Origin of the sequence: Gilliamella apicola, assembly GCF_000599985.1 — a bacterium.
Taxonomy (GTDB): domain Bacteria; phylum Pseudomonadota; class Gammaproteobacteria; order Enterobacterales; family Orbaceae; genus Gilliamella; species Gilliamella apicola.
Map to the genome: position 1 here is coordinate 113,259 of NZ_CP007445.1, position 26,641 is coordinate 139,899.

General features: G+C 34.6%; 23 protein-coding genes. 10 read left to right on the forward strand and 13 right to left on the reverse strand.

Annotated features, from left to right (window positions below; all coding sequences use genetic code 11):
• Positions 1-2: 2 nt before the first annotated feature.
• Positions 3-1,124 (reverse strand): bifunctional chorismate mutase/prephenate dehydrogenase, encoded by a 1,122-nt coding sequence (tyrA, locus tag GAPWK_RS00515; RefSeq protein WP_025314349.1) that lies wholly within the window; start codon positions 1,122-1,124, stop codon positions 3-5.
• A 116-nt stretch (positions 1,125-1,240) separates the two neighbouring features.
• On the opposite strand from tyrA, the gene xthA reads away from it, so the two are divergent.
• From xthA to GAPWK_RS00530, 3 genes are all read left to right on the forward strand, one after another.
• The gene (gene xthA, locus GAPWK_RS00520; protein WP_025314350.1) at positions 1,241-2,047 is read left to right on the forward strand and encodes an exodeoxyribonuclease III; all 807 of its coding nucleotides are present in this window, start codon (positions 1,241-1,243) and stop codon (positions 2,045-2,047) included.
• Positions 2,048-2,078: 31 nt separating this feature from the next.
• On the forward strand, positions 2,079-3,428 hold the full coding sequence (gene xseA, locus GAPWK_RS00525) for an exodeoxyribonuclease VII large subunit (protein WP_025314351.1): 1,350 nt from the start codon (positions 2,079-2,081) through the stop codon (positions 3,426-3,428).
• A 218-nt stretch (positions 3,429-3,646) separates the two neighbouring features.
• Entirely contained in the window at positions 3,647-5,317 is a 1,671-nt protein-coding gene (locus tag GAPWK_RS00530) for a molecular chaperone HscC (RefSeq protein ID WP_025314352.1), read from the forward strand.
• Positions 5,318-5,384: 67 nt separating this feature from the next.
• On the opposite strand, the gene GAPWK_RS00535 is transcribed toward GAPWK_RS00530, so the two are convergent.
• Both GAPWK_RS00535 and GAPWK_RS00540 read right to left on the reverse strand, forming a co-directional pair.
• The gene (locus GAPWK_RS00535; RefSeq protein WP_025314353.1) at positions 5,385-8,075 is read right to left on the reverse strand and encodes a J domain-containing protein; all 2,691 of its coding nucleotides are present in this window, start codon (positions 8,073-8,075) and stop codon (positions 5,385-5,387) included.
• Entirely contained in the window at positions 8,072-8,770 is a 699-nt protein-coding gene (locus GAPWK_RS00540) for a DUF1266 domain-containing protein (protein WP_025314354.1), read from the reverse strand. Before GAPWK_RS00540 ends, GAPWK_RS00535 begins: the two co-directional genes overlap by 4 nt.
• 241 nt (positions 8,771-9,011) lie before the next feature.
• On the opposite strand from GAPWK_RS00540, the gene dolP reads away from it, so the two are divergent.
• Complete coding sequence (gene dolP, locus GAPWK_RS00545; protein WP_025314355.1) at positions 9,012-9,593, forward strand: division/outer membrane stress-associated lipid-binding lipoprotein; 582 nt, start codon at positions 9,012-9,014, stop codon at positions 9,591-9,593.
• A 62-nt stretch (positions 9,594-9,655) separates the two neighbouring features.
• Here the strand turns inward: dolP and csdE are convergent, their stop codons facing one another.
• From csdE to ubiU, 4 genes are all read right to left on the reverse strand, one after another.
• Entirely contained in the window at positions 9,656-10,051 is a 396-nt protein-coding gene (csdE, locus tag GAPWK_RS00550) for a cysteine desulfurase sulfur acceptor subunit CsdE (protein ID WP_025314356.1), read from the reverse strand.
• A gap of 69 nt (positions 10,052-10,120) precedes the next feature.
• Entirely contained in the window at positions 10,121-11,332 is a 1,212-nt protein-coding gene (csdA, locus tag GAPWK_RS00555; RefSeq protein WP_025314357.1) for a cysteine desulfurase CsdA, read from the reverse strand.
• On the reverse strand, positions 11,301-12,179 hold the full coding sequence (locus GAPWK_RS00560; protein ID WP_025314358.1) for a U32 family peptidase: 879 nt from the start codon (positions 12,177-12,179) through the stop codon (positions 11,301-11,303). The genes csdA and GAPWK_RS00560 overlap by 32 nt, the downstream gene beginning before the upstream one ends.
• Before the next feature lie 153 nt (positions 12,180-12,332).
• Positions 12,333-13,328 carry a ubiquinone anaerobic biosynthesis protein UbiU gene (ubiU, locus tag GAPWK_RS00565; RefSeq protein ID WP_025314359.1) on the reverse strand — a complete coding sequence of 332 codons (996 nt, stop codon included), beginning with the start codon at positions 13,326-13,328 and terminating at the stop codon, positions 12,333-12,335.
• Between the two features lie 385 nt (positions 13,329-13,713).
• Here ubiU and suhB point away from each other — a divergent pair, with 385 nt between their 5' ends.
• Complete coding sequence (gene suhB, locus GAPWK_RS00570) at positions 13,714-14,517, forward strand: inositol-1-monophosphatase (RefSeq protein ID WP_025314360.1); 804 nt, start codon at positions 13,714-13,716, stop codon at positions 14,515-14,517.
• Between the two features lie 84 nt (positions 14,518-14,601).
• Here suhB and GAPWK_RS00575 read toward each other — a convergent pair whose 3' ends face one another.
• The gene (locus GAPWK_RS00575) at positions 14,602-14,988 is read right to left on the reverse strand and encodes a winged helix-turn-helix transcriptional regulator (protein WP_025314361.1); all 387 of its coding nucleotides are present in this window, start codon (positions 14,986-14,988) and stop codon (positions 14,602-14,604) included.
• A gap of 358 nt (positions 14,989-15,346) precedes the next feature.
• On the opposite strand from GAPWK_RS00575, the gene GAPWK_RS00580 reads away from it, so the two are divergent.
• Positions 15,347-17,548 (forward strand): heavy metal translocating P-type ATPase, encoded by a 2,202-nt coding sequence (locus GAPWK_RS00580; RefSeq protein WP_202961670.1) that lies wholly within the window; start codon positions 15,347-15,349, stop codon positions 17,546-17,548.
• Positions 17,549-17,601: 53 nt separating this feature from the next.
• Here the strand turns inward: GAPWK_RS00580 and tilS are convergent, their stop codons facing one another.
• Positions 17,602-18,915, reverse strand: coding sequence for a tRNA lysidine(34) synthetase TilS (gene tilS / locus GAPWK_RS00585; protein WP_025314363.1), 1,314 nt, complete (start codon positions 18,913-18,915; stop codon positions 17,602-17,604).
• Positions 18,916-18,926: 11 nt separating this feature from the next.
• Complete coding sequence (gene metC, locus GAPWK_RS00590; RefSeq protein ID WP_025314364.1) at positions 18,927-20,144, reverse strand: cystathionine beta-lyase; 1,218 nt, start codon at positions 20,142-20,144, stop codon at positions 18,927-18,929.
• 98 nt (positions 20,145-20,242) lie between these two features.
• Here metC and GAPWK_RS00595 point away from each other — a divergent pair, with 98 nt between their 5' ends.
• Entirely contained in the window at positions 20,243-20,860 is a 618-nt protein-coding gene (locus tag GAPWK_RS00595) for a 4'-phosphopantetheinyl transferase family protein (RefSeq protein WP_025314365.1), read from the forward strand.
• 140 nt (positions 20,861-21,000) lie between these two features.
• On the opposite strand, the gene GAPWK_RS00600 is transcribed toward GAPWK_RS00595, so the two are convergent.
• Positions 21,001-21,765, reverse strand: coding sequence for a tyrosine-protein phosphatase (locus GAPWK_RS00600; protein WP_025314366.1), 765 nt, complete (start codon positions 21,763-21,765; stop codon positions 21,001-21,003).
• A 101-nt stretch (positions 21,766-21,866) separates the two neighbouring features.
• Between GAPWK_RS00600 and pepB the strand changes: the two genes are divergently transcribed.
• Complete coding sequence (gene pepB / locus GAPWK_RS00605; protein WP_025314367.1) at positions 21,867-23,147, forward strand: aminopeptidase PepB; 1,281 nt, start codon at positions 21,867-21,869, stop codon at positions 23,145-23,147.
• Between the two features lie 67 nt (positions 23,148-23,214).
• The gene (locus tag GAPWK_RS00610; RefSeq protein ID WP_051516213.1) at positions 23,215-24,030 is read left to right on the forward strand and encodes a tetratricopeptide repeat protein; all 816 of its coding nucleotides are present in this window, start codon (positions 23,215-23,217) and stop codon (positions 24,028-24,030) included.
• Between the two features lie 71 nt (positions 24,031-24,101).
• Here GAPWK_RS00610 and GAPWK_RS15305 read toward each other — a convergent pair whose 3' ends face one another.
• Positions 24,102-24,305, reverse strand: a complete 204-nt coding sequence (locus GAPWK_RS15305) for a peptidylprolyl isomerase (protein ID WP_110454014.1) — start codon at positions 24,303-24,305, stop codon at positions 24,102-24,104.
• Positions 24,306-24,371: 66 nt separating this feature from the next.
• Here GAPWK_RS15305 and GAPWK_RS00620 point away from each other — a divergent pair, with 66 nt between their 5' ends.
• Positions 24,372-25,730, forward strand: coding sequence for an SEL1-like repeat protein (locus GAPWK_RS00620; RefSeq protein WP_025314368.1), 1,359 nt, complete (start codon positions 24,372-24,374; stop codon positions 25,728-25,730).
• A 67-nt stretch (positions 25,731-25,797) separates the two neighbouring features.
• Here the strand turns inward: GAPWK_RS00620 and GAPWK_RS00625 are convergent, their stop codons facing one another.
• Complete coding sequence (locus GAPWK_RS00625) at positions 25,798-26,367, reverse strand: peptidylprolyl isomerase (RefSeq protein ID WP_025314369.1); 570 nt, start codon at positions 26,365-26,367, stop codon at positions 25,798-25,800.
• Positions 26,368-26,641 lie beyond the last annotated feature (274 nt).

A 26,641-nucleotide genomic window follows, 5' to 3' on the forward strand; every position in this document is an offset into this window, starting at 1 on the left:
AATCATTCCCGATTATCATTAGCAAATTTTAGTAAAACCTGACTTTCTTTAATAAAGCGCTGAGCATAATTACCAAACCACTCGGTGACATTATTAAAATTCTCAATAAATTTTGCTTTGTCGCGTTGCTCAATTAGCTCCACCATTTCTCCGAAACATTGATAATAACGTTTGATTAATTCAATATTATCATCAGATGCCATAATAATATCGGCATAAAGTACCGGATCTTGTGCAAACAATCTGCCTACCATCATTAATTCTAGTCGATAAATAGGGGAGGATAGAGCAATCAATTGTTCTAAATCGGCTTGTTCTCGCTGCAAATTTACGCCATACGAAAAAGAGGTAAAATGGCGTAAAGCTTGAATAAATGACATACATTTATCATGCTTTTTGGCATCAATTGCACATAAGTTGGCACCCCAAATGCGCATTTGTTCAATTAACCATTCATATTTAGCTGGTTCACGCCCTTCACAATAGACAATAACTTGTTTCGCTAAATTCGGAACATCAGGACCAAACATCGGGTGCAATCCAACGACAGGGCCAGAATGCTTTTTGAGCATAGCTTCAAGCGGTTTCACTTTTATTGACGTAAAATCGGTTAAGATACAATCTTTAGGTAGTTGTGGTAATTGATTGATGATTTCACAAGTTTTGTTAATTGGTACTGTGACAATCACAGCAGCTGCATCAGCAACTACTTCGGCTGCTTGATGCATGGTTTTAGAACCTAAGGTTTTAACATGGTAACCAGACAGGGTGAATAGGCGGGCAAATAATCTACCCATTTGTCCATTACCCCCAACGATAACGATAGAGCCTTGACCGGTATAGACCTTTTTAAAACCTTTGTCATTTTCATGTATGTATGATTCACGCATTAAACGGCGTAATATATCTTCAATTAAAGCAGATGATACGCCAATATTTTCAGCTTCTTGTCGCCTTTTGGCTAACATTTCTGCTTCACGCTTGGGATCGTAAATAGGAATACCGTGTTTGCTTTTTACATCGCCAACTTCGGCAACTAAAGCTAATCTTTTATTAATTAGAGATAAAATTGATTTATCGACTTCATCGATTTTATCGCGCAAGGCAAGTAATTCCGTAGACATATTCGGTTATTCCTTTTCTCACAAATGATAACTGTTTCTGTAATAGCTTAACAGTATAACGTATTTTTGGTAGTATGGGACTATTGCAACCTTAATTCCAATACAATAAATTCATCATGAAAGTTATTTCTTTTAATATTAATAGTCTTCGGGCTCGAATCCATCAATTAGCCGCCATTATCGATAAGCACCAACCGGATGTAATAGGTCTACAAGAAACCAAAGTTCATAATGATCAGTTTCCAGTTGAAGATCTTGAGCAGTTCGGTTACTACTTAAATTATCATGGACAAAAAGGGCATTATGGTGTAGCGCTGTTAACTAAGCAAAAGCCACTTTCAGTAAAATGTGGTTTTCCAACTGATAGCGATGATGCCCAATGTCGATTAATTATGGCTCAGTTGCCAACCAGCCAAGGTGAGTTAACAGTAATTAATGGTTATTTTCCACAGGGTGAAAGTCTGCATCATGAGATCAAATACCCTGCAAAACGTAAGTTTTATCAAGATTTGATTGATTATTTAAAGCAACAACAATTAAGTGATCAGCTTTGCCTGATTATGGGCGACATGAATATTAGCCCAACTGATTTGGATATTGGCATTTCAGATGATAGCCGTAAACGTTGGTTGCGAACTGGTAAATGTTCATTTTTACCTGAAGAGCGAGAGTGGATGAACAATTTATTGTCGCTTGGATTTGCTGATACTTATCGTAAAGAACATCCAACAAAACAGGAATATTCTTGGTTTGATTATCGCTCTAAAGGCTTTGATACTCATACTGGATTAAGAATTGATTTGATTTTAGCAAGTGAAAAATTGATGACGCATTGCCAACAAACAGGCATTGATTATGATATTCGCGCTATGGAAAAACCATCTGATCATGCGCCAATTTGGGCACAATTTGATTTAGTTTAAATGAGTGACTATATAATAATAGAGGAATAGTATGCAGCATAATAGTTCGATTCTATCGGTTAAAGATCTTAATCAAATGGTGAAAGATCTTCTTGCTGATGCTATTGGTCAAATTTGGCTGATGGGTGAAATTTCTAATTTTTCTCGCCCAGCTTCTGGGCATTGGTATTTCACCTTAAAAGATGATACAGCTCAAGTTCGTTGTGCCATGTTTCGCAATAGTAATTTTCGTGCTGGATTTACACCACAAAATGGTCAACAGGTATTGGTTAGAGCAACTGTGACTCTTTATGAAGCACGAGGTGAATATCAACTTGTTATTGATAAAATCCAACCTGCTGGCGCAGGATTATTGCAACAAAAGTTTGAACAATTAAAACAAAAATTATTTGAAGAAGGTTTATTTGAATCTATTTATAAACAATCATTGCCTGAAAATATTCGTACTGTTGGCATTATTACTTCTTCAACTGGGGCAGCATTACATGATATTTGTCAGATCTTAAAACGACGTGATCCAAGTTTGCACTTAATTATCTATCCCACGCAAGTACAAGGCACAGAAGCTGCTGCACAGATCGCTAAAATGATTCAAATTGCCAACGCTCGTCAAGAATGTGATGTGTTAATTGTTGGTCGAGGTGGTGGCTCACTCGAAGATTTATGGTCATTTAATGAGGAAGTGGTCGCAAGAGCGATTTTTGCTAGCCAATTACCAGTTGTCAGTGCAGTGGGACATGAAATAGATTTTACCATAGCCGATTTTGTTGCTGATGTCAGAGCGGCTACTCCATCCGCAGCAGCAGAATTAGTTAGTCGCGATTGTTTAGAACAGATTAGACGGATTCAAGTTCAAGAACAGCATTTATCTATGGCAATGGATTATTATTTAACTCGACGTCGTGAAATGCTCAATAAGTGGCGTCACCAATTGCAGACTCAACATCCTCAAGCCAAACTAGCAAAAAAGTTAAATCGATTACTTTCTTACCAGCATGCTTTATATGAAAATATGCAGCAATATTTACTCAAACAGTCAAATCGTCATAATTTTTTAGATAAACAATTGTTACGACTATCACCTCAAAATAATATTACCTACTTAAGTCAAATAATTTACCAAAAACGTCAGCAACTTGTTAATTTTATTCAGCAAAAAATAACTGAGTCACGACATCAATTTGTTTTACAAACCTCGAAACTCAATAGTGTCAGTCCACTTGCGACATTAGAAAGAGGATACTCTGTAACAACCGATCAACAAAATATGGTGGTGCGTCGTGTTGAACAAGTAAACGTAGGCGAGGTTATAACAACCAGATTAGCTAATGGTGAATTAATTAGTCAAATTATTGATATACAAGATAAATATCATCATTAATGCCAATTTTTAAATTATGATTAATTTAATGTTTATTTATTAAAAATAGATATAAACGGTAATTATAATTTTCTCTGATCTAGTTTTTTGACATACATAAAATAATGAGTTAAGGCAAATTGAATATTTTAGCGTATGATAAAATTGTACCTTAAGCCGTATTAACTATATAATATTGTTGGTATTAACTTTAATAATAAGAAGAGAACAAACCAATTATGCATCACCCCATAGGAATTGATTTAGGTACTACAAATAGTTTAATTTGTGTCTGGCAAGATGGTAAACCAATACTTATTCCCAACTCAATCGGTGAAGTTGTTACTCCATCAGTAATAAGTGTTGATGACGATGATTCTATTTTAGTTGGGCGTGCTGCATTGTCGCGCTTAACAACTCATCCAAGTCGAAGTGCAGCTGCATTCAAACGATTTCTTGGTTCTAATAAAGTATTTGAATTAGGTGACAAGAAATTTACGCCAACTGAACTTTCTGCCATGGTGCTAAAATCTCTTAAGGCCGATGCCGAAGCGTTTTTAAAACAAGAAATACACGATGTAGTGATTTCTGTTCCTGCTTATTTTAATGATGAACAACGCAAACAGACACGTTTTGCTGCAGAATTAGCAGGTTTAAATGCTGTACGTTTAATTAATGAACCAACCGCAGCGGCTATGGCATATGGATTACATGAAGAGCAATCAGGTAATACTTTAGTTTTTGACTTAGGTGGTGGTACCTTTGATGTGACCGTACTGGAATATGCTTTGCCGATTATTGAAGTACATGCATCTGCTGGAGATAACTATTTAGGTGGTGAAGATTTTACCGATGAACTGGTTAAAGCCTGTTTAAGTGATTGGAATCTTAAAAAGCAAGACATACCAGTTGATGATTATGCACGTTTATTAGATTTAGCGGAACAATTAAAATGTAAGTTAAGCGGTGATGAATTACACAAATTAACTTGGTTTTGGCAAGATAAGCAGTGGGAATTTTCTTTAAATGAAAATCGAGCTAAAACGCTATGGTTACCACTTCTTAATCGTTTACGTTCGCCTATTGAACAAGCCTTAAATGATGCGCGCTTAAAGCCTAACCAGCTTGAACATATTGTGTTAGTCGGTGGCTCATCACAACTCGGTGTGGTGCGTGAGCTGGTAACGAAATTATTTGGTAAATTGCCTTATCGTCATATTAATCCTACCACGATTGTGGCTCAAGGTGCTGCTGTTCAAGCTGCTTGTAGGTTACGTAACGCCGATATTGAAGAGGTTATTTTAACTGATGTGTGTCCTTATACGTTAGGTATTGAAAGTAGTTCAGGTAATGTTGGTGGATTATTTGCACCGATTATTGAGCGCAATACCATTGTTCCCACCTCGAAAGTAAAAACTTTTTATACGGTGCATCCGCAACAGAAGATTATTGGTATTTCGGTTTATCAAGGCGAAAGTCCACGCGTAGAAAATAATGTACTGATAGATCAGTTTGAAGTACCTGTAACTCCGATGGAGAAAACACAAGGTATTGATGTTCGCTTTAGTTATGATTTGAATGGTTTGTTAGAAGTTGATGTGGTTGTTCTTGAAACCGGTATTAAACATGGAAAAGTTATTGATCATAGCCCAATAGGTTTAACTGATAAACAAAAACAAGAGAGCCATGAACGATTAAAATCACTGAAAATTCATCCTCGTGATGAGATGCCAAATCGGACTTTATTAGCTAGATTAGAACGAGCGTGGGCGCAATCATTAGGTGATGAAAGGGCATTAATTGGATCTTATATTGAAGCTTTTATTGAGGTATTAAATCAGCAAAATTCAGAAGAAATTAATGAAATGCGTTGTGAAATAGAAGCAAATCTACAAGAACTCAATCGCTAACTATTATAGATTTTACCAGATTATTTCCCCCTTCTATACGAATCAAAAAGGGGGATTTTTACGTAGTTTAGTTTTCCTCTGTCTTTTTTTCTATTGGTGGTCCATAGCGATTGGTTCTTTTAAATTCTAAAAACCAACATGGTAATAACATTAGAGGTAGCATAAGAGCTGTTTTAGCAAAATATAAAGGTTGTCCTTTATCTGTATCGTTAATACGTCGTTTGATAGCAAAAAGAGTATTAATTGCTATCAATGTCAAAATGACACAACTTGTTATATTATTGAAATCATTTTTACTTAAAAACTGAACCATCGTAATCGATAAAATTAGCTGTACTATAAAGCCCTGTGTATTTGTGCGTCCATTCCAACGCCAAAATTGCCACCATTTGTTTTGAGGTAGAGATTGTGAATTAAGCCATTTTTGATTTTCAATATTTTTTGCCAAAAGTAATGCCGCACAGAGTCGTAATACTAAATCGTTATCACTATCATCTTTAAATTCATCTAACATTTTTAGTTCATCATTGTCACATACGCCATATTGATTAGATAAGCGTTTAGCAAGTGATGTGATTTCGCCTACTTGTTTGGTATAGTTGTACCTATTTTTGTTGATTGATAAAGGAAAATTCCAATTATTTTTTAAACTGTTTGCTATTTTTTGTAGATCTTTATTATCACCAACCAGTTTTTGTAAAGTTTGATCTAATTTTGCTTTTTGTTCGGGTTTGTTTAATACAATCAGATTCAACAATATCAAATACACTGGATTTTTTTTAGCTAATTTTAGTGTCCATTGTTGTTCTATTTTTTGTTCTATTTTTTGTTCTATATCACTAAAATCGATGTAGTTAGGATCATCAATAAACCATTCCATTGAATCTGGATAATTGTTTAAAATACAATTAATGAGCTTGCTGTCATTATCAATTAGGTTGTAAAGTTCAGTTTCATTTTGCCAATTACCATGTTTAAATATTTCTATTAACGGTTTAAGTTTGTCATCATCCTTTACAGTAAAATTATTATTTTCTTGCTGTAGATATATAGCGACAGTAGTCGGTTGGTTAACAGTAGCTAAAACTAATAAACAATGATGAAACCATTGCCAATACGCATTTTTATTATTCGTTTTTGTTGATGCATCTGGCGGTTCGGGTAACAAGTAATATTCCATGAATTCTAGATATATAGCCCAATCAAACATTTCCATATTTGAATAATGAAAGCTATGATATAAATGTAATTTAGCAACGTGAGGAAGCTCTTGGAATCTATCTAACCATAAACGACCATATAAAACTAGGTCACCATCTTCATCTGGATCGAATTTTTTTGGTAACAAGGCATTTTTATTATCATCAAATAGCCATGCCTTGAACTCTTGTATAGGTTTGAGTTGTTTAAGCCATGTAAGATGTTGTCGTGCTTGGCGCTTTAAATGATGCAAAATAAATTGTTCAAATGGATCATTACTTTGCTCATCTAAAATTTCTTGTAACAATATTTCGTTACCATGGCGCAACATCACAGCATGCCGATATAATCGATATAATCGACGAGAACCGTCATCGCGTAATAATATTGATAGAACTTGTCGGTAACTCCAGTTTACGCTTAGACTCCAATTGACAAAATCAACAATTTCTTTTGGATAGCTGTCGATATCATCTATTCCTGATAATCGTGCCGTTGTGGTTGTGGTTAATTGCGGAATTGTGTGCAGATAAATTTCTGTTTTATCGGTGTCAATACAGTGGCTATTATTTAATGCCATAATTAATAAAGGGAAGTAATCTTTTTCAAAATAGACGCACCAACCCGCTATCCAACTTTCTGCTTTTTCTTGATAATGCCCAGAATAATATAAATCTAACCAAGATTGTAATGCATTATATTTGTCTTCAAGCAACGTATATTGAATGGCGGCAATATATTTCCAATCAATAATAGTTTGCTCATCTTGATCATTTTCAGCAATGCATTTTAAAGCATAATCCAAGATAAATTGATTTTTCATGTTTGCTTCACTATGCCAAAAAGCAAATTCAAGCATTAATTTTTTATCATCAGGAAGATAAAATACAGTATCTTGTGATAGAAACATATAAACGTCGTCAGGTCTACGTTCCCAATATACCCATTTAATAGAATAAATATAATCAATGGTAGCATTTTGTAATGCTTTGTTGGTTGTGGGCAAACTCGTGTAATCAAATAAATCACCACGTTCGATGTGATTTAAATAACTATCAAATATTTGAAAGTCATCGGTGAACTTTGTCATTAACTGCTGACGCCAACGTAGGTTATCAGCTAGAATTTTGACACATGATTCTGAGATATTTGTTGTCTCATAGCTTAGATTTAGTAATCGCCACTTGACTGAATCAATAACCGACATAGGGTAATCATAAAATGAACCAATAAATTTTTGCCATTCATCTACTTTATAGCAGCGTTGGGGATCTTCTAATAGAGCTTGGTAAGCGTTGTAAATTTCATTTGCTTGAATTTGTTCTTCTGTTAGTTGTGGTGCTGATTCTTTTTCCGTTTGTTGAGTTGTTGTATCAACAGCTGTTTCAGGTGACTTTGCATAACTTATTGCTGATTCGTAAGCTTCGCGCAATGCTTTAAATCCATCAGGATCCGTTTCTGGATGATATAAGGGTAGCTTTTCACGATATACTTGCCGGATAAGTGCGGTATCTGTAGTTTGTTCGATGCCTAATAATTCCCAAAAATTTGTACTCATGACCAATCATACTCCCTTAATGATTCTGGTTTTTCGAGTTCTTCAATATCAATGTACCAAGGTAGGCGATTGCAAGGTGAATCTTCGTCGCTAATTAATATTTTCATAGTACGCGTTTGCGATGCTCTAGTTAATTCACAAAGTAAAGCTTCAAGATCTTCTTTATTGTTAATTGATTCCCAAAATTGAAATCCAACTGACCAAGCAGCAAAGTAGTTATGCCAAGATTTATAAAAATATTGAGAACGTGAAGCAATTTTTGTAAGAATCCATAGCGCTTCGTCTTCGTTAATATATTTGTTGGTTGTACCATTTCGTAGTATATATGCCATACGTGCATAATCCCAACTACGAATTCCACCAATACCGCATACGCAAAAAGTTTGTTCAACAAATTTCATTAGAACTTTTTGATAATCGTCTTGCTCTTGACAGTAATTACGCCAATCAGCTTCGGAAGATCGGCAGTATATTGAATAATAGCGAGATAATAGTGTTGCATGTCCATCATCAACCATATCAAAAACACAATTAAGTAGAGTTTCGCGAGAATTAATTCCCCAACTTTTGTTCAAATCTACAAAATCCTGTTCGGGAATAAAGTATGCTGAAGTATAACTTGCACCATTATCTTTATTTAAAGCAACCATTGGCGCGGACAAACCATATAGCCAATCAATACTGTCTTGATTCATATTTTACTTCCAATAATTCCAAATATTAGACCATATTAATGACATTAGATTTTATCAGAAAAAACAACCGCTATTAGTAATAAAATAGAACAATTTTTAATTAATTTATATTCGATTATTGTGAGTCGTTTTTATCATAGTGTAAAACATAAAATTGTTTTGCAAATCATTATCAAAAAGGCATAATAACAGCGTTTTTAGTATTTGATTATTACAATGTGGTAAATTGTAAGGAGTAATAATGAAGAGAGTTGCCTTAATAGCTATGTTATTCACTGGCGCATTAATGTTACAAGGCTGTATTACTGCAGCTATTATTGGCGCTGGTGCTACAGCTACTGCAAAAGTTGCTACCGATCCTCGTACTGCTGGTACACAAGTTGACGATGCCACCTTAAATTCACGTATGGGGATAAAACTTAAAAATAATGGACCTCAATTTATTGGAGCACGCATTGTTTCTAGTACTTATGGTGGTGATATCATCTTAACGGGTCAGGCCAATAGTGAGCAAATTGAAAAAGCCGAAAGCCTAGCTTATGAAATTGAAGGTGTAAAAAAAGTCTACAATCAAATTCGAGTAAGTCAACCAGTTGGTTCAGGGACAATCACTAATGATTCATGGATAACAACGAAGGTTAAATCTCAACTAATATTGAATGCCAAAACAAAAGCGCGCAACATTAAAGTTGTAACAGAAAATAGCGAAGTGTTTTTGATTGGTATTGTGACATCAGAAGAAGGTAAAGCTGCTGCACAGCTTGCTAGTCAAGTCGATGGTGTTAAAAAAGTGATCACACTTTTCACCTACAGTGAAAATTAATCAGCAACGTTATCAGTTAGTAACAATCTTGGTGAAACATGGGGACGATAGGTCCCCATTTTTTATACAACAGATTGAATTCGTTCAATTAGTTTAGTCAAACCATTTAAACGAGATTGGCTTAGCTCATCAATAATTTTTAACTGGCTTAATAAAGATTGAAAATCAATTGCAGCAATTTCTTCTGCTGTTTTGTGATTAGCAATAATAATTAAAATAGCCAATAATCCTTTCACAATACGTCCTTCACTGTCACCTTGAAATATAAAGGTATTATTGTTTTGCTTTTGATAAGTTAACCAAACGCGATTTTCACAACCATTGACTTGATTTTCATCAGTTTTTAAATCTTCAGGCATTGTTGGTAATTGTTTTGCTAATATAATTAATTGTCGATAACGGTCTTGCCAATTATGTTGCTGTAAAAATAATTTGGTTAACTCTTGCTGTGATAGCATAATATTGACCTATAAATGATTAACTATTTGTAAAAAAGTTTCAGGTTAACTATACGTTTCAGTATAAAATTAGGCTAAAATTTCAATGGCATTTTGTAGTGCCAGAATAAAAGTATCCACATCTTGCTCATTATTATATGGCATTAATGATAGACGAATAACTCCATGACAACCCAATTTATTCATTAAAGGTTGAGCACACAGCTCGCCAGTACGAATGGCAATGTTTTGTTCACTGAGTAAAATCGCTACATCGTTATGATGAATATCATTAAGATTAAATGTAATAATTGGACTGTTTTCAACACTATAAAATTGTAGATTCGACAGTTTGCTTAGCTGTGATTTAGTATAATGAGACAATTGTTCTGTGTAATTTTCTGCTTTCTTAAGATCCCAATTGGTTAACCAATCAAGTGTTGCATTAAAGCCAATAATACCTGCTATATTGGGTGTACCAGCTTCAAATTTATAAGGAACATCTTCTTGAACAAAACCATCAAATGAGGTGCTTTTTAGCATTTTCCCTCCGCCATGCCAAACTGACATTTGCTCAAGTAATGATTGTTTACCATATAAAACACCCAGCCCCGTTGGACCATACAATTTATGAGCCGAAAAAGCATAAAAGTCGATATCAAGTGTTGTTACATCAATATCATGATGGACAATGCCTTGGGCACCATCTACTACTAAAATAGCATTATATTGATGAACTATGTGGCTAATTGTAGCTAAATTTGGGCAAAATCCAGTGACATTTGACATATGGGTTATTGCTACGATTTTAGTTCTTGATGATATTAGTGATGATAACTCATCTATATTGGCAGACCATTTAATGACTTTTGCCCCAGTTTGTTTAGCCACAATTAACCAAGGTATTAAATTACTGTGATGCTCTAATTCGCTGACAATAATTTCATCATTAGGTTGTAATACACAGCGAGCATAACTTTGGGCAATTAAATTAATTGATTCGGTAGCACCACGTGTCCAGATAATTTCAGTGTTATTGCTTGCATGAAGCAAATTAGCAACATGTTGTCGTGCTTTATCGATAGCCGCTGTTACTTGCAACGCATCATGGTGCAAACTGCGTTTGGCAGTTGCGGTGTTGCGTGCATAATAGGCCACCGTGGCATCTACCATTACTTGAGGTTTAAGGGCAGTTGCTGCGGAATCAAGATATACACCATTACTGTTTAATGCTGGAAAATCAGCTCTAAACTGCTTTGGTGTAAAATGTTTATTGGCTAAGTTCGAGTCCAGCAATACCATTCCAGTAACCATTACAGTCGCGTTTATGTTCAATATGCAGTGGATTAGAGCCATCTTCATTGGCTTTAAATTGTTTTACAATATCGAGAGTTTCAAGTCCTAACGGCGATATTCGCACAATATCAACTAATCCTTTCATCTCTTTTAAATTATTACCCAAATTATAACAATAGCCGCTTTGTGTTTGGATACCGTTTAGTACAAAAACTTTTTGCCGTTCTTGTGAAAATACTTCACGTCCAACTGGATATTTAATGCAGCAAGTTTCGCATTTATCTTTTGGTCTATCTTCTGAGCGTGCGGTAAAACAACGTGCGGAATAAGCTAAAGGTAAATAACCATAACTAAAGACTTCCACTTCAAAGTTTTTTTCAATTTTTAAACTCTCAAATTGTGTAAGAACATTACTTAGCCAATCACGGGAAAGTTCAACCGGCATACACCAACGTACCATACCTTGCTTTTGCAATAATTTTAAAGTTAAGGCGTTATAGCAGTTAATAGCCGGGCCAGCAACGAATGGTAATTTATTTTCTTGAGCAATATTGATGGCCGCTAAATCATTGGCTTCTACCAAAAAGTCTCCATTATTGACTAGTTGTCGTAAATCGTTTAATTCTGATGGAGCTTCAAGCAAAGCCAATGTTGAGAGTACCACTTGCTTGCCAGATTTAGCGATTTCCTTAGCTAATTCTAGCCAATTGGGAACTTTCATTTCTCGGCGTTTGGTACAAACCGTTTCACCCATATAAATAATATCTGCTTCACTCTCTTTTGCTGCGTGATAAAAGGCTTCGGTTTCAGTTTTAGGCCAATAATAAAGCACTGGTCCTAATGAATATTTCATAGTTTTGCTCACTATAATTTATTTATCTTAATCTGGTTTCTTTTAATAAAAATGGCATAACATAAGTTGTAGAGTACATATAAAATCAAGATGTGATATGTTTTATAATCAATCTTTCTTGATAATTAACATAACTGTAGACTTAGTATTATGTTATTGCCATTTACGGTGGTAAGCACCTAACGTGGTTTGTGTTCCTTCTGAAACAGAACCCAGCGTATCCATCCAGCTTTTTTCCGCCTGGAATGATTGTGGATTTGCTTTATAGCGATCGATTGCTTGACGCCATACTTTAGTTACTTGTTCAACATAGGCAGGGCTACGCTGACGGCCTTCAATTTTGACTGATGCAATATTGGCTGCAAACAGTTCAGGCAGTAGTTCAATTGTGTTTAAACTGGTTGGTTCTTCAATAGGGTGATAAAGTTCATCACCTACATAATAACGACCTTTACACAAGGTTGGATAACCAGCATTTTCACCCTTTTTATGGCAATCAATTAACACGTTATTTAAGCGAGACTCAAGACCTTTTTCGGTCTCTTCCCAGCGGACAAATTTTGCTGGTGAACAAGCACCAACGGTATTAGGAGATTCTCCGGTAAGATAGGAAGATAAATAACAACGTCCTTCAGCCATAATACATAAACTACCAAAGGCAAATACTTCAAGTGGAACTGGCGAAACTTGCGAAAGTTGCTTTACTTGATGCATAGAGAGTACACGCGGTAACACGATACGATGTACATGAAAATTGTTATAGTAGAACTTAATTGATTCTTCATTGGTTGATGATGCTTGTACTGAGACATGACGCTCAAGGTTTGGATACTTTTCAGTAGCATAATCTAACATAGCTAAGTCTGCAATAATAAGTGCATCAGCACCAATATTGGAGGCTGTATCAACTGCATATTGCCAACGCTGGAAGTTTTCAGGATGTGCAAAAGTATTAATTGCAATATGTAGTTTTTTACCACGTTTATGCACATAGTCAGATGCTTCAATTAAGCGCTTCTCGTTAAAATTCAAACCAGCAAAATGACGAGCATTAGTATCATCTTTTAAACCAATATAAACAGCATCAGCACCATTATCGATGGCTACTTTAAGTGATGGTAAAGATCCCGCTGGACAAAGAAGTTCCATAATTATTCCTAACTTAAGTTCGCTATTTTATACGCTAGGTATTATGCAATAATTCTTAATTTATTGCGAATAGAAAGCCAATCATGCGATGAAAAAATTTACAATAGATTGTTTTGGTTGTTTTTCACCCTAATTGATCGTAGTTAATTAACTGAACCATTACCAATAAAATTTTCACTTAGATGCAAAATATAGATGGAATAATTTAGTAATAAGGTAAGCAATAAGGCTAGTGTTAAGAGAATATGGCTATTTTAGCCATCAGACCTAACATAGTCTGGCAATGAAGCGGTAAAACCTTTATACTATGTCTTAAATTTTAGTATGACTGTATAAGTTTTACTAAAACTATCCGTTCTTTAACATCATCAATTGGAAGAAATTTATGCATCCGATGCTTAATATTGCTATTCGCGCTGCTCGTAAAGCAGGTAATGTGGCCATAAAGGCTTATGAAAACCCTAGTTCAATCGAAATTGACACTAAAGGCGCCAACGATTTTGCTACTAATGCTGATCGTGCTGCTGAAGCTTTGATTATTGAGACAATCAAAAAAGCGTATCCTGATCATACTATTATTGCCGAAGAAAGCGGTTTGGCTAAAGGTAATGATGCTGAAACACAGTGGATAATCGATCCAATTGATGGTACGACCAATTTTATTAAAAATATTCCGCATTTTGCTGTTTCTATTGCCGCTCGTGTTAAGGGCAAAACTGAAGTTGCTGTGGTTTATAATCCAATGAGTAATGAATTATTTACAGCTGCGCGAGGTAAAGGTGCTCAGCTTAATGGTTACCGTATTCGTGTTAGTAACGCTAAAGATTTAGATGGTAGCGTGCTAGCGACGGCATTTCCATTCAAGGCTAAACAACATAGTGATAGCTATTTTGCGGTTTTACAAAAGTTATTTACTCGATGTGGTGATTTTCGTCGTAGCGGCTCGGCAGCTTTAGATTTGGCTTATGTTGCAGCTGGTCGATTAGATGGCTTTTTTGAGATTGGTTTAAAACCATGGGATATCGCTGGTGGTGAATTGATTTTGCGTGAAGCTGGTGGTGTGATAACCGATTTTGCTGGTAATAATAATTATATGGTTTCTGGTAATGTGGTAGCTGGAAATCCTAGAATTGTTAAAGATCTATTAGTTTCAACTCAAAATGATTGGCCAGAAAAATTACGTAACTAATTTTTAGATTAAAATACAGGGTTATTTGTACCCTGTTATTTTTTATATCGTTTTTATCTAACTTATTGAGTTAACTTTTCATAATTAATCTATTAGTTCAACCATTGAACAATTAACTTCTAATCCTTGGCTATCCAAGCAATGATTACCCCATTTATACATTGCTTTTAATACAGGTTTAATGCTCTTACCAAAATCGGTCAATGAGTACTCGACTTTTGGTGGGACAACTGGAAATACTCTGCGATGAATTAAGCCACTTGTTTCAAGTTCGCGTAGTTGCTGGGTGAGCATTTTCGGTGTGGCACTTGGAATCTCTTTACTTAATTGAGAATATCTTAGTGTTTTTGTTGTCATTAATTTCCATAAAATTAAAGATTTATATTTTCCTCCAATGATATTTATTGTTGTCTCAACAGGGCAGCGTATAGTAGGTTTATAATCTTCATTAGAATTTGATTTATTCTTCATTTTAATGTCTCAATAGTATCTTTTTGGGAAGTATATATCAAAAAAGTGCATTCTTGCTAAAAGAATAATAAACATTAGAATAGTCATTAAATAGGTTAGTAGTCGCGTTTGTGTTGCTATTCTTACAGAAGCATAACCTTTGAAATTATGGCTATTGTTAATGAGGTATTAAAAAGAGTTTTTTGTAAATGTCTATAAGCTATTTGATATCAATTAACATAACAGGCTCTTTTTAATAAAGCTAAAAAGTAACCAGTCTCTATTTGTTAAAACAACGATATATTTTGTTGGAAAATAGCTTCTTAATATTCAGCCAATACTAAATCCAAACAACATCGACAGTTAAGGGATGCATCAAATGAAAACAGTTGAATACAATTTTTTTGTTGAGGATATGAGCTGCGCATCATGCGTTAGTCGAGTTGAGAAAGCGCTAAAAAAGATTGATGGTGTGATTGATGTCAGTGTTAATCTTGCTACAGAAAAAGCAACCGTTAACACTAATGCCAATGTTGAATTAGAAACATTAATGTCGGCAGTAGACAAAGCAGGTTATCATGCAGTTAAAATTAACGATCAACAAACTCATATTAAGGATGCTGAGAAACAAGCATCGCTTTGGCCGATTATTATCTCTGTTTTGTTAGCGATACCTTTTGTTCTGCCTATGTTACTTGAACCCTTCGGGATACATTTGATGATGCCCGCTTGGTTACAATTGGTAATTGCGTCGATTGTTCAATTTGGGTTAGGCGCTAAATTTTATCGCAGCGGTTTCAATGCCGTTAAAGCATTGTCCGGTAATATGGATTTACTGGTCGCTATTGGTACTAGTGCTGCTTATGGCTTATCACTGTATCAGTGGATTATCGGTAATAATGATCACCTTTATTTTGAGTCGTCAGTTGTTATTATTACTTTAATCTTGATTGGTAAATGGTTAGAGTCAAGAGCGAAACATCAAACGACCCAAGCTATCGAAGCACTGTCTGCCTTACGACCTGATGTTGCTTTAGTTAGGCGGGGCGATCAAGATATAAGCTTACCCATTAACCAAGTTGTTGTTGGTGATGTAGTGATAGTAAAGCCAGGTGAGCGAATTCCTGTTGACGGTATCGTGATTGAAGGTGCATCAAGTAGTGATGAGTCGATGTTAACTGGTGAAAGTTTTCCAGTCAACAAAACGGTTAATGATATTGTCACAGGTGGTACTATTAATGGTGAAGGGTTATTAATAGTAAAAACAACAGCAATTCAGGCTGATTCTACTTTGTCAAAGATTATTAACATGGTAGAGTCAGCTCAAGCTAAAAAAGCACCCATTCAGCGAATTGTAGATCGAATTAGCGCGATTTTTGTACCTGTGATTTTATTGATTGCGCTTATTACATTACTTGCATGGGGCGTGATTTCTCAGGATTGGCAACAAGCTTTACTTCATGCTGTCGCGGTGTTAGTGATTGCTTGCCCATGTGCTTTAGGACTAGCAACACCAACGACAATTATGGTGGGTACTGGTGTTGCGGCTCGTCATGGTATTTTGATCAAAGATGCGGAAGCTCTCGAAACATTACACAACGTTAATACCGTAGCGTTCGATAAAACAGGAACTTTAACCATTGGTAAACCTGAATTGGTTGAAATGGATGTGATAGGAACACAAACCCCTGAGCAAATATTAGCGATTGCCGCATCATTACAAGCTGGTAGTGAGCACCCACTAGCAAAAGCAATTCTAAAAAAAGCAAAACAGTATAGTTATGCTCGAAATATTACTTCTGTAACAGGTTCGGGTGTCATGGCAACAATTGATAATACTGAATACTATTTAGGTAGTTTGCGTTGGATGAAATCATTAAACGCCCATTTTGTGGATATGGACGATAAAATTAATGAACTAACTAATAAAGGTTATACGATTTCATTTTTAGCAAAACAACAGTTAGAAGCAAACGTTGTGATATTAGCTCTATTTGGCTTTTCAGATGTCATAAAAGAAGAAGCAAAAACTGCGATTACAGCACTGCATCAGCTAAATGTTAAAACGGTAATGTTAACCGGAGACAATCAACAAGCTGCTAATTATGTAGGACAGCAATTAAATTTAGATAAAGTTATTGCAGAAGTTTTACCGCAAGATAAAGCGAATTATATTTATCAATTACAAAAAGAAAGTCAAAACAATAACAATAGTGATAGCAATCATAAGGTTGCAATGGTAGGTGACGGTATTAATGATGCACCAGCTTTAGCTGCGGCTGATATTGGTATTGCAATGGGTACGGGAACCGATGTAGCAATGCATGCGGCCAGTATTACTTTAATGCGTGGCAATCTGTTTTTAATTGCTGATGCTATTGATATCTCTCGAAGAACCTATAATAAAATTAAACAGAATTTATTTTGGGCCTTCTTCTATAATTTAATTGGTATTCCACTTGCTGCTTTAGGTTTCTTAAATCCAATGATAGCTGGTGCTGCTATGGCACTTAGCAGTGTAAGTGTGGTGACTAATGCTTTATTGTTAAAACGATGGAAAGCTCGTTCTGAGCCAAAATGATTTATGATTTTATAAAATTAAATTAAGGAGATGTATTGTCTCCTTAATTTAAATTATAGAGTATTACTCAGGGTAAACCCAACTTGTGAACCCTTACCTTGTTCGGTTACAAATATCCCAACGGCAGTAATTAATTGTTCATTATAATAAATTAAAGGAATACGGGTACGCATCCAAGGCGGAATATGATGTTCTTGCCACAGTTTTTTTATCGATCGTGATCCTTTGCGCTGAACAATTTGAAATTGACCTTGTGCATGAAAACGAACTGAAACAGTTTCCTCTTTTTGCGGTAAACGGCAAGTTAAATCGGTTTGATAATTGGGCTGTAATACGCCTAAATTATCCGGCAAGGTTAGCGATGTACTTAGATCCCAAGGCAAGATTTGCTGTTCGATATCTTGATATAAAGGCAACAAATAGAGCCGGTTTTGATATCGGCGAATTTGCCAATTATGCAAAATAAATTGTGGATTAGCGTCTTCTTTTGCTAAAGCTACTGTTTGCCAAATTAGTGATAACTGTTTTTGGCTTGGCATATTGATCTGTTTAGATCGAAACCACATGCGCAATATAGCATTACGTTTGTAGTTTGAATAGTTATATAACGGTGTTAAATATAACCGCCCTTCAGGTGTTGTAATGAGTTTAAAATCAGCTAACAGTAGCTCGTTAAGTAGTATTTCTTGCTGTTGACATAATTCGGCACTGCGAGCAACCATTTGTGAAAAATGAGGCCAACGTTGGTTAAGTGTTGGTAGAACATTTAAACGTAAAAAGTTGCGATCGTAATGATCATCTTGATTACTTTCATCTTCTATCCAACTTAATTGGTGCTGATTGGCGTACTGTTCAATCTCTTGACGAGATATCGTTAGTAGTGGTCTAAGATGCTGACCATTTTCAAGTGGCATAGCGGATAAGCCCGCTGGACCACTTCCACGCTTTAACGCTAAAAAGAACGTTTCACATTGATCATCAAGGTGCTGGGCTGTACATAAAAACTCATTATTTTTTAAATGTCGATAAATAGCTTGGTATCGAGCTTCTCTAGCTTGTTCTTCAATATTGCCCGCTGATCTATCAAGTTTGACTTTTTCAATAATCAAAGGAACTTGCCAAGTATGGCATTGTTGCTGGCAATGTTCAGCCCAACTATCAGCGTTTTCGCTTAAACCATGGTGAATATAAATGGCTCTAAGTTGTAAATTTTGCAATTGTTGCTTTAGCGTGACTAATGCATGCATTAATACGGTCGAATCAACGCCACCACTAAAGGCAACGAGTAGCGATTGCCGACCGTTTAGGTGTTGTAAAATGGTTTGTTCTATATTACTTTTAGTCTTAGCTTGGTTTTGATGCTTCATTCGCTATCCATTTACACTAAACTTTGTAATGCATTAACTTTGTTTTTATGTAATTTGATTCTATCTAAGCCTGCAGCAAGATCAGCAATTAAATCATCAGAATCTTCAAGACCAATATGTAATCGGATTAATGTACCTGTGAAATCAACACCGGATACTGGTCGTATTTTTACTAGATCTTCAGGTTGATTGGCTAAAATTAATGATTCAAATCCACCCCATGAATAAGCCATTGAAAAGTGAGTCATATTATCTAAAAAATCAGACAATTGAATATCACTTAAATGATCTTTAAGTACAAATGAAAATAAGCCACTAGCACCGCTAAAATCGCGTTTAAAAAACTCATGCCCTTTACAACTTGCTAATGCAGGGTGATTAACGGTTGCAACTTTAGGATGATTGGCTAACCAGTTTGCCACTTTTAAACTGCTTTCGTGATGTTGCTTGAGTCTAACCGCTAGAGTTCGTAATCCACGAGCTGCCATATAGGCGGTATCTGCATCACACATTTGTCCCATTAAATAAGAACGTTCACGTAAGGTATCCCAACAACGTTGATTGGCAACGGCTGTGCCTAGCATTGCGTCGGAATGTCCGATTAGATATTTTGTACCAGATTGAATTGAAATATCAACATTATGCTCTAAGGCTTTAAATAAAACACCTGCTCCCCATGTATTATCCATCATAATAACAATTTCTGGATTAACACTGCGAATCGCTTTAACTATAGCTGGTACATCATGTACTTCCATAGTAATGGAACTTGGTGATTCAAGAAACACGACTTTTGTATTCGGTTGGATATAATTGGTAATATACCGTCCAATCAAAGGTGAAAAATAATCCGTTTCAACCCCAAAATCTTTTAATATATGTTCACAAAATTCTTGTGTTGGTTCGTAACTGGCTTCTGACACAAGGATATGATCGCCTTTTTTTACAAAAGCTAAAATGGTATTAGCAATGGCTGCTGCACCACATGGATAAAGGTAACAACCTGCGCCACCTTCAATTTCGGCCATTGCATCTTGCAAGGCAAAATGAGTTAGTGTGCCACGACGACCATAAAATAGCGCTCCTTTAGCTCGATTTTCCATTGCCTCTTTTTTGGCTTCTAATGAGTCAAAGACCAGAGATGATGCTCGCTGAATAACTGAGTTGACTGCTCCTTGGGTATAACGTTTTTTTCGACCGGCATGAACTAATTCTGTTTGTAATGACATGATGCATCCTTAGTGATCTAATAAATTTCGATAACAGTTAGCATAGCATGCTGTTAAAATAGTAAAAAATAATTTTTGTTTAAAATGGCTTATATAAAATGTTAATTGTCCAACTTGCCCATTTAGACACGGTGGAAGTCAACTATTCACTATTATCAAAACAGATCATTCACGATGCTGAATTATTCAATGGCAGACGTAAAAAACAGTTTTTAGTCTGTCGTTCAATCTTAGCTAGCTTGCTTAATCAGTATTGTCAAATTGCTATTTTGCCAACTATGGTTATAGGTGATAATAATCGACCTTGTTTTTTAGAACGCAATCTCCCTGATTTTAATATCAGTCATAGCCAAGATTGGGTAGCGGTTGCAATATCGTTAGATGGTAGAGTTGGACTTGATATAGAAGTCGCTCGTCCCCGTAAAAATTACTTGGATGTAGCAAAAAGTTTCTTTGCAGATGCTGAGTATCAGTGGATGATGGAACAAGCGGATACCTTAAAGGCCTTTTGGCAACTTTGGACTTTAAAAGAATCAGCACTTAAATTATATGCTAAAGGCGTCTGGCAAATAAAATCAGTAAAAGTAGATATTGAAAAACAGTTGATTAGTGCACCATTTGGACAACATTTTTATTATCAATATCAGCAAGTTGCATCGGTTCACCTTGCAGTTAATCATAATAAACCTATTACTGAATTTATCCTACAATCTTAATAATTACGTTATTCCATATTGATCCTGTAATAATATCAATAGAATGAGTTTATTCTATACTTGTGACAAATAATTCTGACCCACTTATAATAAAGATAAAATTATTGTTAATTATTGTATAGCAAGCCCGATTATTTTATTTAAATTAGGTAAATATCTTGAAGAATTTTCCTATTTTTATCATCTAATTGATATTCTTTAATTAGCCAATTGTCAATTGTGTTATAGCGTTTTTTGATTTCATCAATAGCAGCAGTTAAAAACTCTTCTTTAGCTGCAAAAATAGTTTTTTGTTTTTCAAATTCTTCTGGTGATAATTTACTTTTATTCTGACTAAGTATGGCTTCACGATAATCATTTAAATAGCGTTCTGTAAGTAAGTAATCTTGCATAACAACTTCTTCACTCACCCCCAGTGCAAATAGAGTTAAGGCGACACCAACACCTGTTCTATCTTTACCTACTGCGCAGTGTTGCACTAATGGTTTACCGTTGGCATTGAGCAGCAACGATATTAGCTTTTTATATGCTGGATTATTAAATGGTAATAATTGATAAAGTTTAACCATAAAATCAAAAGGTGAGTATTTTTTCATAACGAAAATATCATCACTAGTTAGGCTTGCTGTAATTTCATCACTTAATGGGTTTGCTGGTACATTAATATATTGACTATTATTCCAAAGGTTATCGGGATTACGATCAATTTCATGTTGATCTCGATAATCTAAAACATAATGCAAATTAAGCTCATCAGATAAAAAGTTTTTTTCACCATCATTAAGACGTGAAAATTCACCTGAACGATACAACATCCCTGAGCGAATTTGACGACCATCACTGGTTTTAATGCCACCTAAGTCACGAAAATTAATTCCATTTTTGATTTGTACAACTGATGTCATTATAGATCCTTATTTATGCTTAACTTTGCTTGCTATATTAACATGTTTCTGATTAGAATTGATTCATCGTTTTTGCATTATTATTGCTTGAGGAATTTATTATGTCGACTTTATCTATATTACTTTCGGAAAAACCTGCTCCATCAAAGTGGGGTAAAGATGCATTACTCAGTTTTTCAGAAGATGCTGTTACCATTCATTATCAACCCGAGCATCGACATGGTGCCATTCAGCGAGCTGCCCGAAAATTAGATAATCAAGGTATTAAATCAGTTAAACTTAGTGGTGACAATTGGGATTTAGAGTCATGTTGGCATTTTTGGATTGGTTATCGTAATGCAAAAAACAATAATAAAGTCAGTTGGGCAAAATTAAATAAGAAAGATAAGCAAGAACTAAAAAATCGCTTAGCCATCATTGATTGGTGTCGAGACATTGTTAATCAACAAGCAGAAACATTAAGTCCTTTAGAATTAGCAACACAAAGCGCAAAATTAATTAGCAATTATTCCTCTGATATTTCCTATAACATTATTTCAGGAGAAGTACTAAAAGAACAAGATTATATGGGTATCTACACAGTTGGTAAAGGTTCTGACAGACCAGCTGCCTTACTCGAGCTTGATTATAATCCGACTCAAAATCCAAAAGCACCAATTATTGCTTGCCTAGTCGGGAAAGGGATTACTTTCGATTCTGGAGGTTATAGTTTAAAACCAAGCAGTTTTATGGAATCAATGCGATCGGATATGGGTGGCGCAGCATTGGTGACTGGCGCTTTGGCTCTTGCTATTGCTCGTGGAGTCAATCATCGTATCAAACTTTATTTATGCTGTGCTGATAATTTGGTAAGTGGTAATGCATTCAAACTAGGTGATATTATTCGTTACCGTAATGGTAAAACAGTTGAAGTTGATAATACTGACGCCGAGGGTCGCTTGGTTTTAGCTGATGGATTAATTAATGCAGATAATGATAATCCTCATTATATCATTGATTGCGCAACGCTTACTGGTGCAGCAAAAATTGCTGTAGGTAACGATTATCAATCATTACTCTCATTTGATGACAAATTTGCTAATCAGTTATTAGCAAGTAGCCAAGCTGAACATGAGGCATTTTGGCGATTACCATTAGCTGATTTTCACCGTTCTCAATTTCCATCCTCGTTTGCTGATATGGCAAATTCTGGATTACCGAATACCGCTGGTGCAAGCACTGCCGCCGCATTTCTGTCCCATTTTATAAAAAATTATAAACAAAATTGGCTACACATTGACTGTTCAGCTACATTCCGCAAAAGCGCAACCGCTTTATGGGCAACTGGAGCAACAGGCATTGGGATAAGAACGCTTGCTAATTTGTTAAATGTATTAAAATAATTTTTAATAACCTCATGATTAATTGAATAAAATTTTAAAAAAAGTTTATAAATATATAAGGAATATCATGAAAATAAAAAAATTACTATTAGTTATGCCTATCTTATTTTCTTTTGCTGCTTATGCGGGGGATTGTACAACAGAATTTGAAAATAAAAATTATGAAAAGGCACTTATTGAATGTACACAAGAAGCAGAAAAAGGTAGTTCAGAAGCGCAGTATCTTTTAGGCCACTTATATTTTCAAGATGAGGCACTATACCAAAAGGCTATTTATTGGTTTACAAAATCAGCCGAACAAGGTTATGTAGATGCACAATATGCTCTAGGCGAATTGTATCATAAAAGTGATAATGAATTACAAGATTACCAAAAAGCGTTATTTTGGTATGAGAAAGCTGTAGAACAAAATCACCCTCCATCACAACATAATTTAGCTATTATGTATGAATATGGTGATGGCGTTGAACAAAATATACAAAAAGCTTTAACTTTGTATATAAAATCAGCTGAACAAGGTTATATAGATGCACAATACGCGTTAGGAGTTATGTATGATCAAGGTGATGGAATAGAACAAGATAAACAAAAAGCGATATTTTGGTATGAAAAAGCTGCAGAACAAGATGACTTCAACTCACAATTTAATTTAGCTCTTATGTATGATGAAGGTGATGGCGTTGAACAAAATAAACAAAAAGCAGCATTTTGGTATACTAAATTAGCGGAGCGGAATGTCGTCCCTGAAGCACAATACAGGTTAGGAATTATGTATGATAAAGGTGATGGGGTTGAGCAAAACAAATTATTAGCTAATAAGTATTTTAAACAGTCCTGTGAGCGGGGTTTTGAAAAAGCTTGTAATAAATTAAAAAATAATTAAATTTTTGAGGAAAACCATCTTAAATGATTAAGATGGTTTTTTTAGGTTTTTATCTGTTTTTTAATAATTTATTATTTTTCTTCAATAACAGTTGCTTTTTTAATATAAACCGGCTCAACAGGTACATTTTGATGAGGTCCTACACGGTGAGTTGCTACATTTACAATCTTATCAACAATATCCATTCCTTTAATCACTTTACCAAAAACGGCATAACTATAATTTTCAGGTGATTGGTAATTACGAAAATCAATAATGGCGATTATTTTTGATATATACTTTTATATATAATAGGTAAATAAAAAATATTAATTCTTCTTTAAACATATATAGGAAATATAATGAAAAAATTTTTATCTTTTGGGTTATTATCCCTTTGTTCTTTTTCAATATATGCAAGTCAATGCAATATTGATTTTGAAAAAAAGAATTATGAGAAAGCATTTGAAAAATGCACACAAAAAGCAGAACAAGGAGATGCAAATGCTCAGACTGTTTTAGGTTTTATGTATGAAAAAGGTGAGGGTGTAAAGCAAGATAAACAAAAGGCTATTTATTGGTATACAAAATCAGCGGAACAAGGTTTCTCGAGTGCACAATTTAATTTAGCAGTTATGTATTATCAAGATGATGATATAAAGCAAGATAAACGAAAGGCTGTTTATTGGTATACAAAAGCAGCAACACAAAATCATTCAAAAGCACAATATAATTTAGCTTTTATGTATGAAAAAGGTGAGGGTGTAAAGCAAGATAAACAAAAGGCTATTTATTGGTATACAAAATCAGCGGAACAAGGTTTTTCGAGTGCGCAACTTAACTTAGCAGTTATGTATTATAAAGGTGATGGTATAGATCAAGATAAAGTTAAAGCTGCATATTGGTATACAAAAGCTGCAGAGCAAGGTTTATCCATCTCACAATTTAATTTAGGGCAAATGTATTATGAAGGTGATGGAATAAAGCAAGATAAACAAAAAGCTGTTTATTGGTATACAAAAGCAGCAGAACAAGGTTTATCCAATGCCCAAAATAATTTAGCAATTATGTATGATCAAGGTAATGGCATAAAGCAAAATAAACAAAAGGCTGTTTATTGGTTTACTAAAGCAGTAGAACAAGGTTTATCCAATGCTCAAAATAATTTAGCAAAAATGTATAATGAAGGCGACGGTATAGAGCAAGATAAACTTAAAGCAGTATATTTGTATACAAAAGCGGCAGAACAAGGTTTCTCAAGTGCACAATTTAACTTAGCGCTTATGTATTATGAAGGTGATGGAATAAAGCAAGATAAACAAAGAGCTGTTTATTGGTTTACTAAAGCAGCAGAACAAAATGATTCAAAAGCGCAATATAATTTAGCTTTTATGTATGAAAAAGGTGAAGGTGTAAAGCAAGATAAACAAAAGGCTATTTATTGGTATACAAAAGCAGCGGAACAAGGTTTCGCGAGTGCACAATTTAACTTAGGGCTTATGTATGGTAAAGATGAGAGTATAAAACAAGACAAACAAAAAGCTGCATTTTGGTTTACTAAAGCAGCCGAACAAGATGTATCATCAGCACAATACAATTTAGGAATTATGTATTATGAAGGTGATGGGGTTGAACAGAATAAATCTTTAGCTAACAATTATTTAAATCAGTCTTGTGATCTGGGATTTGAAAAAGCTTGTGATAAATTAAAAAATAATTAAATTTTTGAGGGAAACCATCTTAAATGATTAAGATGGTTTTTTAGGTTTTTATCTGTTTTTTAATAATTTATTGTTTTTCTTCAATAACAGTTGCCTTTTTAATATAAACCGGCTCAACAGGTACATTTTGATGAGGTCCTACACGGTGAGTTGCTACATTTACAATCTTATCAACAATATCCATTCCTTTAATCACTTTACCAAAAACGGCATAACCGTAATTTTCAGGTGATTGGTAATTAAGAAATTCGTTGTTTACAGTGTTGATAAAGAATTGGCTAGTTGCACTATCCACATCGCTCGTTCTTGCCATGGCTATTGTGCCACGATTGTTCTTTAAACCATTATTTGCTTCATTTTTTATCGGAGCATTACCATCTTTAAATTTTAATTGATCATCGGCACCACCCCCTTGAATCATAAAACCAGGTATGACGCGATGGAACGTTAAATTTTCATAAAATCCACTGTTAACATAATCAAGAAAGTTTTTAGTAGTTATTGGTGCATGTTCACTATCTAATTCAATTTCAATATCACCAAGACTCGTTTGTAATAAAACTTTTGTGTCAGCAAAAGTAACACTGGTAAAAAGAGTTAACAGCAATGATATAAATAATAATTTGATTTTTCTCATATATTATTTCCTTAATCAGATATATATAATCGGTTGATTATACCGAATATTTGATTATTTTAAATAATTATTATGTAAAATCTGATGAAATTATGTGTCATAGATCGCAATTTTATTTTTTATTAGTAACAAATTTTTTAAAATATTTATTATAAATAAACTTATTTGCTTGCGATTTTGGTATAACATTTTAATTCGTATCCATATTATTTTGATATTGATCTAAATGATTAAGTAATTTTTATACTGAAACATTATGTTAATCTGAAACTTT